Source organism: bacterium (assembly GCA_037131655.1).
Lineage (GTDB): Bacteria > Armatimonadota > Fimbriimonadia > Fimbriimonadales > JBAXQP01 > JBAXQP01.
Map to the genome: position 1 here is coordinate 1 of JBAXQP010000053.1, position 12,232 is coordinate 12,232.

The window sequence follows — 12,232 nt, forward strand, 5'->3', positions numbered from 1 at the left end:
GCCTGGAGTTTCATGTTTCGTATAGTGGACAAACAGCCGGGCCGATGGTAAAACCTGGGCAAGAAATAAACGGCGGCGGAGTCTTTGCTTAACAACAGGGAGTTACCATGAAAGAACAGATTATAAGAAATGTCATTTCTTCGGCAGTTGCGTTGGTTATGCTCTTATCTCCGGTTTTTGCCGGGAATGGCAGCGCCGGGCCTCTTCCACCGCCGGCGGCACGCACTGTGCGCAACATTGAAGGTTGGAAAGTGCTTGTTGATGACCGCCTGCTGGCGCCGCCAAACGAAGAGCTGGGCTTGCGCGCGCTCAAAATGCTCGAAGCAAAGCTGGTTGATATCACATATATCGTGGCGCCGGGCCCATTGGAGAAGCTGAAAACCTTTGCCATTGTGCTCGATCTGTCGCACGGCACTCTGCATAACATGCAATATCATCCTGGCGCCGACTGGCTGCAGGAGCATGGGTATTCTACCAATCTCGTGAAATGTGTTCACATCCCGGAAGCCAAAGATTTGCTCAATTCTCGCAGCATCAATGAACAGCCAATGGTCATCCTGCACGAGTTGTCCCAGTTCTGCACGCGGATCGGGATTATTGAGGCTGGCTTAGTGTACGACCTTTTTCTGGTTAATATTCCGTATCAGGATCCCACGCCAACAATGCAGGCTCAATGGGAATTCCGCGAGTCTGTTTCAAACCATCTCATGGGTGCCGGTGGAATCATATTCATCGTCGGGCTCCTGGCGGCCCCATTCATCTGGAGAATCGAGAAAAGAAAGAACTATTGAGCCGCCGGCGAATATATAACATAATGGAAGGAGATGATTCCAAATGATCAAGAGATGCGTTTTGATCTTTATTGCTCTCGGCCTCGGCGTTCTGGCGTGGATAGCCGCTTTTTATTTCTTTACGACCGCCTTCGAGCGAACCGAGGAAAATATGTACGCTGCGATAAACTTCGGGGACATTGCTAACGTGAGTCGGCTCATCGCACGCGGGGTCGACGTCACCAAGATTGGCTACTTGCATGAAGCGGCAGGCTGCGGTCACAAAGATATATGCGAGTTGCTAATCAAGAACGGAGCGCAGGTAAACGCCAAAGACGAGACTGGCAGAACCCCCTTGCATCGAGCGACACCCAACGCTTGTAAGGATTGCTGCGAACTACTGCTCAGCAAAGGGGCAGACGTGAATGCCAAAGATAAGACCGGTTGGACACCCTTGCATTATGCGGCAGACTACGGTAGTAAGGATTGCTGCGAGCTACTGATTAGCAAAGGGGCGAAGGTCAATGCGAAAACAAACAAGGGAGAGACGCCCCTGAAACTGGCAGCAAAGGGCTTAAAGGTATCACGACCCGATTGGAAGGAGTGCTACAACGACACCATCGTCCTGCTCAAGGCCCTTGGGGCGAAGGAGTAGTTGAAGGGCTGTCAAGATTAATTCATGCGGCTTCTTTTTTTGAAGGAGAAATTTGGCTGAGTGATGTAATATACTTCAGCTATTCTTTTAGTTGGAAAAGATCTATGTTTAATCGAAAATGCTTGTTAAGCTTTGCTGTCGTATTATTAATCACCACCGTGTGGGCTGCGCCTTCGAATAATGGCGTTTTGACAATCGCGATTGCCGGGGATTTGATGCTCAATGGCATTCATTCGGAAGGCAGCAATAACTTTCTTTCATCGGTTGCACCCATATTTAATAGCGCTGATGTCGCCTTTGCCAACCTTGAAACCCCGCTCACTCTTCGCGGTACCCAAACGCCTCGCAAATCAGCCGAAGAGCTTCGCAAACGCTCGCAATATATCCTGCGCGGCAAACCATTTTGTGCCAAACAAATAGCCGAAGCAGGCATTGATATTGTCTCATGCGCCAACAATCACATGATGGATTGGGGGTTAGTTGGGATGCGGGAAACGCTGTCATCCCTGGACAAGGCTAAGGTGAAGCACTCAGGAGTTGGCGGTACTTGGCAAGCAGCGTGCGAACCTGCGATTGTTACTTCAAAAGGGGTACGCATCGCTTTCCTGTCCTACCTGGCATTTCGCGGATCAAGCGCTCTTCGAACTTGCACTCCCGCCCAAAAAGCGGCAGCAGGGATCGCTGTTATCCCCTGCGATGGCTCAACTATCACGCCGGAAGGTCTTTCCGTTCTACAAAATGACATCTCAAATGCCCGATCCCGCGCGGAATTGGTTTTCGTTTCCTTTCACTGGGGCAATCAGGGGGAACCTCAACCGACGGTTTATCAGAAAGCCTTAGGCCGCAAAGCGATTGATCTTGGAGCAGATATGGTTATCGGGCATCATCCCCATGTGCTTCAACCCACGGAAACATACAAAGGCAAACCAATTTTCTACAGCCTTGGCAATTTTGTCGCCCCCAACTGCCGAGGGCGTCTTGGTGAAACGCTCATTGCTGTTACCTCATGGCAAGGAAGAAAGCTAACGAATATCTCTCTACACCCCGTACGCATCGTTGGAGGGCTACCAAAGCTAGTCGATCGTTCATCTTTCAAGCAGAAACTTCGCAAAAGCCATTAACTTTACGGGCAACTCAACCGATAATATCTGCTGATGAACAATAGTTTTGGCGTTATATTTGCTCGAATATCAAAGCATACTGACCTGATTGTCGCGATGGCGATCTTGGCGACGGTTACGATGCTCATACTTCCGCTACCTGAATGGTTGTTGGATACGGCTATCGTAATCAACATCGCTGCAGCGGTGGTTGTGGCGCTAGTATCGGTGAACGTTACTGAGCCGCTTCAGTTCTCGGTATTCCCTTCACTTCTGTTGATAACAACACTTTTCCGACTTGCTCTTAGTATAGCTGCAACAAAGCTTATTCTAGGCACCGGCGCTGCAGGTCAGGTTATTGAAACCTTCGGCACCTTTGTCGTAGGCGGCGACTTCGTGGTGGGGTTAGTGGCATTCCTTATTCTGGTTATTGTCCAGTTCGTGGTCATTACCGGAGGCGCCGGCCGAGTTGCTGAAGTTGCCGCTCGATTTACTCTCGATGCAATGCCCGGCAAGCAAATGGCGATTGACGCCGATTTAAATTCCGGTTTAATCGATGAGGATGTAGCCAGAAAAAGGCGAAGAACCGTCCAGCAAGAAGCTGACTTCTATGGTGCGATGGATGGCGCCAGCAAGTTCGTTCGTGGTGACGCCATTGCGGCTATTATCATCATGCTCATCAACATAGTCGGTGGGTTCGCGATTGGATTCTTTAAAGGCAATGGCGATTTCCTGACGGTAATGAAAACCTACACGCTTCTCACCGTCGGCGAAGGTCTGGTCAGCCAGATACCCGCTTTGCTTATCTCTACTTCAACAGGTTTGATGGTTACCCGCGCCAGCTCTGATTCGGCGATGGGAACGGATTTGTTGAACCAAGTTTTAGCTCAACCCAAGGCGCTTGGCGCAGCAGGTGGAGCCCTCGCGCTAATCGGTTTCGTCCCAGGCTTCCCAACTTTTCAATTTCTAATCGTTGGTGGATTGCTTGCGGCAATATCTTATGGCCTTCAAACCGGCAAGATATCCGCGCAAGCAATTGCTTCAGGCAAACCAAAAGATAAGGTTCTAACAGAAGCGCAAACAGCAAAAGCGGCTCAACCCAAAGGGCCAGAAGCCGTCATGCCTCTACTTATGGTCGATCCGGTTGAATTTGAGTTTGGTTACGGCTTAATGCCGCTTGTAGATCCCTCAGAAAAGGGAGACCTTATCGACCGCATCACCGCCGTACGAAGGCAATTAGCCGTCGAACTCGGCTTAGTAATGCCCAGTGTTAGAGTGCGGGATAACATGCAGCTTAATGCCAACGAATATGTCATCCGAATTCGTGGCGAGGAAGTAGCTCGAGGTGATGCCTTCCCACACGCCCTATTGGCAATGGATTCCGGAAGCGTTATTCAACCCGTTCCAGGCAATCCAACCAAGGAACCAGTTTTTAACCTTGATGCGCTTTGGATTAACGGAAGCCATCGTGAGATTGCTTTACAGTCCGGTTACACCGTGATCGAACCAGCCGCTATGATCGCAACCCATTTAACCGAAATCGTCAGAACTTACGCCGCTGAGTTGCTAAGCCGCCAGGATGTTCAGGCGCTTTTGGATAATGTGAAGATTACAAACAGTGCGGTGGTTGATGAGCTTATCCCACAGATACTCAGCATCGGAGAGGTTCAAAAAGTATTGCAGAACCTACTTCGAGAGCGAGTACCCATCCGTGATATGGTCACTATCTTAGAAACCCTAGCCGATTTTGGCTCACGCACAAAAGAGACAGAGCAATTAGCCGAATTGGTTCGAGCTTCCATTGCGCGAACAATTACCCGGCAACTCGTCGATGAAGCGGGCGTACTCCACGTCATAACCTTCGAACCGCTTCTCGAACAAAAGCTCCAAGAGAACGTTCAAACAACCGCGATGGGTAATTCCCTTGCGATGGACCCAAGAGATGCTGAAATGCTGATTAAATCGGTACAAGGCGAAGCAGAGCGCGCAATCACCGCAGGACATACCCCTGTGCTTTTATGCTCAAACCAATTACGTATGCCGCTGCGGCGAATAATTGAACGATCGATGCCGTCTGTAGCCGTGGTTTCTTATCATGAAATTTCTCCAAAAACAAATGTCGATCAAATCGGTGAAGTGAGGTTGGCCGCATGACAGTCCGAACTTATGTATCCCCAAATAAATTGGAAGCTCTGCTAAAGATTCGAGAAGAACTCGGTCCGCAAGCAGTAATCATTAGTGAACGCAAGTTCAAAAAGGGTGGGCTAATGGGCGCTTTCGGCAAGGACATGGTAGAAGTCGTTGCTGCGCGCAAGGATGAGGAAATTGTAGAAGTCGCAACGGTAAGATCGCGCAAAGCCCTCACAGACGATGAGATCGAAGAAGTCAACACCCGTCAACGCACCCGAAAAGCGAATAATCCGCCAGAGCTAGTCGGGAAAATTTCGAAGCTAGAAGAAGATATCTGCTTCCTACGAGCGGCTATTGAGGAAATGAATAAGAACGCCGTCGTCCAGATGTCCGTCACTGACGATTTGCCTGAAATGACTTCCAAGAAAAGTATCGACACAATCGCACAAATGATTGGTGGGCCGATCATGCCCTCCTCACGTCCACCAAAAGTGGTTGCGCTCATTGGGCCGACAGGAGTTGGCAAAACAACGACGATTGCCAAATTAGCGGCCGATTTCGGGCTTACCCAACGAAAGCGAGTGGGGCTGATCACACTCGATACCTTCCGTATCGCAGCGGTCGAACAACTACGAACCTACGCTCAGATTATGGATATTCCGTTCGAGATCGCCTCTTCTCCTGAAGAAATCCTAGAGGCAGTTAATACCCTAAGCAACATGGATTTCGTCTTCATCGATACTGTCGGTCGAAGTCAAAAGAGCGCTCGTCATTTGGATGAACTAAAAAAGGCGCTTGAACCTGTGATGCCGGAAACACACCTCGTTTTAAGCGCTACGACAAAGACGAAAGACCTTATAGATATCGTCGGGAAATTTACGCATATTCCAACCCATCGCCTGCTATTTACGAAACTGGATGAGACAGACAATCTCGATAACATTCATGAGCTTTACGAGCGGTTCAGCCTGCCTATTTCCTACCTGACAACAGGGCAGCGCGTTCCTGAGGATATTGAACTGGCGACTGAGGTGCGAATGCGCGAATTATGTTGTGCGGCTGCTCATTAAGCTAAAGTAACTTCAGATTCTATGAGAGCGGTTCGCAGCGATTCGCGAAGGTCGGAAAGAACTGCCATCTGGCGCTTTGGGTCGGTCTTTACGAGTATTTTAAGGGTAACTTTCGTTGCATCAAAATAAGCTACACCTTGAAGTGTCGGTTTTCCCAGGACGCCAACAGCTTCAAACTTAGCACCAACCGCTTCGATCACTCGACTAACCTTTTCTAAGTCTGAGGCTGCAGTAACACTAACTTCAAGGTAGTTCTCAACCGCCCCACGTGAAAAGTTAGTTACTTTTGATATATCGCCATTAGGCATGGTTATAAGGCGTCCTTGATCATCCCGAATTCGAGTAATGCGAATACCGACCGAATCAATCACCCCTGTCACATCACTAATTGTCACATAATCGCCAACCGAATATTGGTCTTCGAGAAGAATAAAGAAGCCGGCAATAGCATCACGCACTAACTTCTGAGCGCCAAAACCAATCGCTAGCCCGCCAACCCCCACAGTGGTGAGGATCGGTGTGATGTCATACTTGTCACCACCGATAGTCTTCACTATCTGAATTCCACCAATAATAATCAGAAGGTAGCTGACGATATTCTTGAGGATGCCTTGAAGCGTACTGATACGACTGTTCTGCCGCTCATCGAGCTTATCACGTGTCCAAGGGGGATTGAGGGAAAGGTCAATGGCTCGAAGAAATATCAGCCTCACTATCCACAGTGTGACCAATATAAGAAGCGTAATTAGCCCTTTCTCAAATGCAGACGCCCCCAAATGACGCCACCAGTCAGCCGTTAACATAATCTTTTCACCCTCTTAATATCCTACCTTCAGAACCTCTTTAATGAACTTTCAGCTTGTGAATGGGAGGTATGGTTGGTTTTGGAATCCTGATACCCAAACTTTTTTCTTGTGATGGATCAGCCAAAACAGCATTGAAACGAGCTAAATCAGTAATCGGAGCTAAACACACATTGCCCCGACACAGAAATGCGGAGGGAAGGGTCGCGACGTTATAAAATGAAGGCGCATTCTTTTGAGAATAGACGACCACTAGCGTCTTGATAGGGCTTTGCCTTGCCGCAGCATCATAGAAAGCTTGAGTCTTTGCATCAGCCGGATCGCCAATAATTACCACATGCAAAGGAGGCATGAGATGACGTAGGACTGAACGATTAAATGAACTAGCATCCAAACCGAGTAAGCTCGCAGTTCCTGCTACAGCGTTTAAGGTTCGTTGTGAGTGCTCTATCCATTTCACATCACCTGTCCAAGCGGATAAATCATCGAGAACCCCCGCCACAATTGAATTCGCAGCCGGAAGCGGTTCATCCTTAATTGGCTTGTGGAGGCATAAAGTTATCCCTGCTGAACTTCGCACATCAGCCAAATCGTAAAATCCACCTTCTGCTGTGTCCTCATACCGACTGATTGCATAATTCATCAATCGTTTAGCAAACAGAAGCAAAGCAGGTTCCCCAGTAACCCCAAAAACATCAATAGCTGCGCGAGCCGCCCAAACTTGATCGTCGAGCCAACCGGCTCCCTCAGCCTCCGATAACTTGTAGGCTTTCATATGATAAAGTCCACCATCCGGCGCAACCATATTTAGCCGAATAGCGTTCATTGCATCCACAGCCTCATCACGCAACGAATTAGACATCAGGGGGTCATCATAAAAAACTCGGTGGGCAGTTAATAATGCAGAAATGGCAATTCCATTAAGATGAGTAAAAACAGTCTTATCAACGGAAGGTGGTTTAAGCGCCTTGTCACGAGTTTCCCGCATTTTTTGAGTAGCAGAACGCACCAACTGCCTGGCAACATCTTCCGTAACACCCATCTTTGCAGCCAGCTTGTTATAAGATATGGCCACTCTGAGCGCATTTACCCCTAATTTCCCATAGTCCCCATTTCTTGTGATGTCATAGTATAAAGAGGCAGCTCGATACTCATCTCCGGAGACGGCTGCTGCCAGATCAGACAACCTCCAAGTGTAAAAACTTCCATCATCACCCTTCGCATTATCCGAATCCTGGGATGCCCAGAAAGCGCCGCTGCTCTTATCAAGCAGGTTCTGAGATAAATAATCCTGAATTCCATAAACGATATCGCGATAAAGTGGCTTTTTGAAGACGGAATAAGCAAGAGAGTAGACACGCATCATTTGGGCATTTTGGGATAAAAGCTTTTCAAAATTAGGTTCACCCCAATCAAAATCGTAGCTCTCATTGAAGAAACCGCCTCTTAAGTGGTCGTAAAGCGCCGATTGAGCCAGTGTGTCAAGGGTATGTGTCACCATTCGCCCCGCTTCAATATCGCCCATCTTGACATAACGAAAGATGAGTAGCTCCAAAAGCGCCGGACGCATTGGCTTACTTTTATCAGCAGCCCTAAACCCACCTTCCTCAGGATCATAAGCTGCAATAATCTGGTTACGGAGCTGCTCGAGTGTCTGATAATTTGCTTCCCCCGGCAACGGTTTCATCAATTGATCAGCGCTGGCTCGTTGTGAGAAAGCTTGGGCAGTTATTTCATGCTGTTCGCGGTTCATATTCCACTCTTCACTAATTCGTGCAAGTAACTCTTTTAAGTGGTTCTTCGAAACGGACCCAACCGAGTAGAGTAGATTGCCATTCGTATCCAAAAGCACAATAAGCGGAAGACCACCTTTGAATTCGCTGGCTTTCTCGCTTGTCTGAAGCTGTGCTTGAATAAAGTAACGCCGATACAACTCAGGATGAACATCGATACCCACTTTGATTGCGACAAAACGACGATTGATTACATCCACTAAATCCGCGTCATCATAGGTAAGACGGTTCATTTCATGGCTATCATGTGACCAGCAAGCGCCAAGATCCAAGAGAACAATCTTATCCTCACTTTTGGCCTTTTTGAAGGCATCAGGTCCCCACTCATGCCAATCAATCAACTGGAACCTAGCTTGCCGAGCGTAGGTATCATGGGATTCACCCAACCCATTCTCAATATCTTGATCCTGATTACGCAATAATTGGCCTACTAATGCAAGGCCGACAATGCAAATCACTGTTAACATAAGCCATTGGAAGCGAGGAGAGTGCGAATTCATCATGTTTTAGCCTCAATATGATTCTAAAGTAGCTGAGCTTTAGAAGTCAAGTGCCAAGTTGATTACACGCTAGGAATGAAGCTAATTCCATTCAATCCTCAAACATTAGGTACACTAAAAGAGTATTCTCAGGAGGTAACAAATTGGCGACTATCACCGAACAGCAAGTATTAGAAGCGCTTCAGGTCATCATCGACCCTGACCTTCAACGTGACATCGTATCGCTTGGGTTTGTCAAAGACATCAAGATTGAGGACGGGCACGTACGAGTCAAGATCGAACTGACCACCCCTGCCTGTCCGGTGAGAGATATGTTCAAGCAGCAAGCCACCCAAGCGGTAAGCGTCATCCCGGGCGTGCGGAACGTCACGGTGGAGATGACATCACAGGTTCGCTCACGGCCGGAAACCCCCGAACAACTTCTGCCGGGGGTCAAGCAAGTGGTCGCCATTGCCAGCGGTAAGGGCGGCGTGGGCAAGTCCACTGTTGCCGTCAACCTGGCGGTCGCATTGGCGAAGACCGGCGCCAAGGTTGGATTGCTTGATGCCGACGTTTATGGCCCAACCGTTCCAAAGCTGATGGGTTGCGCTAATGAGCACCCCATCGCCGAAGACGGCAAGCTCATCCCTATCGAAACCTTCGGCATCAAGATGATGTCTTTGGGGATGTTGATAACTGAGGACTCGGCTGTGCTTTGGCGAGGGCCGATGGTTGCCAGCGCTGTTCAGCAGCTTCTCTCTGATGTCAAATGGGGTGAACTTGACTACCTGCTGGTCGACCTGCCTCCCGGCACCGGTGATGCACCCATGACCCTCGGCCAAAGCGTTCCGTTAGCGGGTGTAGTAATTGTATTAACCCCGCAGGATGTCGCTGCTACGATTGCAGCCAAATCGATACAACTCTTCCAACGACTGGATGCGCCTATCCTTGGCATCGTCGAGAACATGGCGGGGTTTGTGTGCTCCCACTGCGGCGAAGTCACCCAGATATTCTCAGGCCAGTCCGGTCCCGAACTTGCTAAGCGGTTCAAGATCCCCTTCCTCGGCTCAATTCCCCTCGACCCCAACATCAGCGCTTCGGGCGATCAGGGAACCCCGGCCATAGAGGCTTATCCCGACTCAACACAGGCCAAAGCCTTCACAGAGATTACCGGCAAGCTCGCACAGCAGATCAGTATCATGGCGACAGTGCAAAAAGATCTCATTCGCAACGTACCGTTAATTAAGAGGTAAAGCGATGGCGGAAAGACTAATCGGGGCGCATCTATCAACTGCGGGCGGGATGCAGAATGCTCTCTATCTGGGTAAGGAAGCGGGCTGCACCGTTGTTCAGATATTCACAGCCAGCCCGCGACAGTGGAAGAGCAGTCCCTTAAAAGAAGAGACCCCTGACGCATTCAATAAGGCCCGCGCAGAAACCGGCATCGACTGCGCGATCGCACACGACTCCTACCTAATCAACATGGCCGCGAGTGATGAAGGACTGATAGGCCGCTCACAGGGCGCCTTTATTGAAGAGATGGAACGATGCCATGCCCTCGGCATTCCCTATGCTGTCACCCACATGGGCGCGCACGTTGATAACAGCTTCGAAGCGGGAATGGCCAACGCTGCCGCCTCCCTCAAGAAGCTCTTGGAGATAGGCCCAAAAGACGTGCACATCACCCTTGAAACCACTGCAGGGCAAGGCACCGGTATCGGCTACCGCTTCGAACAAATCGCAGAGCTTATCGAAATGGCCGGGGGAAGCGACCGTCTGGCCGTGTGCATCGACACCTGTCACATCTTCGCCGCCGGCTACGACCTTCGCACTCCCGAAACCTACAACGACACCATGGCCCAGTTCGACAAGCTAATCGGCTTCAACCGCCTGCGCGTCATCCACGCCAACGACTCCCTCAAACCCCTAGGCTCCCGAGTAGACCGCCACGCCACCCCCGGCGAAGGCCAACTCGGCCTAGAAGCCTTCCGCCTCCTCCTAAATGACCCCCGCCTAACCCACATCCCCATCATCATAGAAGAACCCGACGACACAAAGATAGCCGCAGATGTGGCGAGATTGAGGAAGCTAGCGAAGTAGGCGAAAGACGAAAGGAGCGTAACAACGATGCAACCTCCACCTAACCTTACTAATTGATAACCCCAACCATCTCGTGACATGGGCATCTTTATCTGATCTAAACCCGACTATACGCCATAGGTTGCCCAAAGTCCTGCTTTACAGCTGACGGTGTTTACGCAATCCTACTATTTCACGGAATACTACTGATTTACCCAAACATAGCCTCATCGCGGCATATTGATAAAGACGTAGGCTTATCAATATCCGTCTTCGCTTTTGTTCGGGATGACATAAACAAGCCGTCGGGGTCTGCCTTTGGCTTCTTTTAAGTGGAAGTAAGGCTGGTAGGGATAGTTTCCCCTGCTTGTCAGGATAGTTTGTAACGCTTCTCAGGGGGCTACTCTACCGACGCAGAGGCGATGTCTAACCGATGTGGGGTTAGAGTCTAATGGGCGAGGGGGCAGTGTCTAGGTGATGAGAAACGGGTGTCTAACCGATGATGGATCGGGTCAGACGGCGTCCTCGGGGAAGGCGCAGCAAGCGTTGAAGGGTTCGGGCCACTGGGTGGTTCTCAGGCGCCTGCTGTTTCTTCGACGCGTCCTTACCTCTATTCGGTAGATGGCGCCGGGTTCGATAGTGTCGGGGACGATAGGCAGGAGCTTTCGCTCGCCGCAGTAGAGGTAGATGGAGCATCGGGCTTCGCTGCCGGTTAGCTGATTCACAAAGAAAACGCCCTCGTCGGAGGCTTTCTCATCAAACTTCAACCGCTCGCCTCGCAACTCAAGAACGTCCCTTGCGCTCAGTAGTTCGAGGGTGCCGGAAATGGAGGTTAGACTACGCAGCTCAGGGTCTTGCGACGCGGGCTCCACTCGTTCGAGGGTGATGCCCTCTCGGATATCGTGTGTGAGGGCTGGGCTTGGGCGGCAAAAGATAGTGATATTGGGGTTCTTGGGAAGGAGGTCGTGAGGGGTATTTAGCTTTGCATGGATCGCCGTGCCGAAGGTGCCGAGGCCCGGAATAGTGACGCTATTACCCTTCAGTAACTCTATCTTAACCTGATTGAAGATGCGCTGCAACACCCCCGCAGCGGTGGCGGAAGACACGCGCGTGCCTTTCGTACTGGCCTTCAGCAGTTCACTCGTCTCGACCGTCTTGCGGTTTCTAAGGCGGGCCTGATAGCTCTCATCCTTCGTCAACACGTTGCGGACAACTTCATATTGCAGGGGCATGGGGCTCTCCAAGTAGCAAACTACCTATATTATCGGCTGTTTGGATCTCTGACCCTAGTAATACCACTCCACCGTCTCGTTGATTAGTTCGCGGAAGTAGCGGTAGTTGTCCCATGAGATA

The 12,232-nt window shown here is 50.0% G+C and carries 10 protein-coding genes; 7 read left to right on the forward strand and 3 right to left on the reverse strand.

All coding sequences use genetic code 11. The annotated features are described in order from the left end of the window. Positions 1–107 precede the first annotated feature (107 nt). The 5 genes from WCO51_04030 (at position 108) to WCO51_04050 (ending at position 5,725) form a co-directional block, all read left to right on the forward strand. Complete coding sequence (locus tag WCO51_04030; GenBank protein MEI6512427.1) at positions 108–791, forward strand: hypothetical protein; 684 nt, start codon at positions 108–110, stop codon at positions 789–791. A gap of 43 nt (positions 792–834) precedes the next feature. Then, the gene (locus WCO51_04035; protein MEI6512428.1) at positions 835–1,425 is read left to right on the forward strand and encodes an ankyrin repeat domain-containing protein; all 591 of its coding nucleotides are present in this window, start codon (positions 835–837) and stop codon (positions 1,423–1,425) included. 104 nt (positions 1,426–1,529) lie between these two features. Next, positions 1,530–2,546, forward strand: a complete 1,017-nt coding sequence (locus tag WCO51_04040) for a CapA family protein (GenBank protein ID MEI6512429.1) — start codon at positions 1,530–1,532, stop codon at positions 2,544–2,546. 33 nt (positions 2,547–2,579) lie between these two features. Next, positions 2,580–4,679, forward strand: coding sequence for a flagellar biosynthesis protein FlhA (gene flhA / locus WCO51_04045; protein ID MEI6512430.1), 2,100 nt, complete (start codon positions 2,580–2,582; stop codon positions 4,677–4,679). Beyond that, positions 4,676–5,725 carry an AAA family ATPase gene (locus WCO51_04050; protein MEI6512431.1) on the forward strand — a complete coding sequence of 350 codons (1,050 nt, stop codon included), beginning with the start codon at positions 4,676–4,678 and terminating at the stop codon, positions 5,723–5,725. The genes flhA and WCO51_04050 overlap by 4 nt, the downstream gene beginning before the upstream one ends. On the opposite strand, the gene WCO51_04055 is transcribed toward WCO51_04050, so the two are convergent. After that, entirely contained in the window at positions 5,722–6,528 is an 807-nt protein-coding gene (locus WCO51_04055) for a mechanosensitive ion channel domain-containing protein (protein ID MEI6512432.1), read from the reverse strand. The two genes, WCO51_04050 and WCO51_04055, sit on opposite strands and share 4 nt — an antisense overlap. 40 nt (positions 6,529–6,568) lie before the next feature. Further along, on the reverse strand, positions 6,569–8,824 hold the full coding sequence (locus WCO51_04060; protein ID MEI6512433.1) for a DUF255 domain-containing protein: 2,256 nt from the start codon (positions 8,822–8,824) through the stop codon (positions 6,569–6,571). A 140-nt stretch (positions 8,825–8,964) separates the two neighbouring features. Between WCO51_04060 and WCO51_04065 the strand changes: the two genes are divergently transcribed. Continuing rightward, positions 8,965–10,053: an Mrp/NBP35 family ATP-binding protein gene (locus WCO51_04065; GenBank protein MEI6512434.1), complete on the forward strand. Its 1,089-nt coding sequence runs from the start codon at positions 8,965–8,967 to the stop codon at positions 10,051–10,053. Between the two features lie 4 nt (positions 10,054–10,057). Next, complete coding sequence (locus WCO51_04070; protein ID MEI6512435.1) at positions 10,058–10,900, forward strand: deoxyribonuclease IV; 843 nt, start codon at positions 10,058–10,060, stop codon at positions 10,898–10,900. 491 nt (positions 10,901–11,391) lie between these two features. On the opposite strand, the gene WCO51_04075 is transcribed toward WCO51_04070, so the two are convergent. After that, on the reverse strand, positions 11,392–12,111 hold the full coding sequence (locus WCO51_04075; protein MEI6512436.1) for a DUF4469 domain-containing protein: 720 nt from the start codon (positions 12,109–12,111) through the stop codon (positions 11,392–11,394). Positions 12,112–12,232 lie beyond the last annotated feature (121 nt).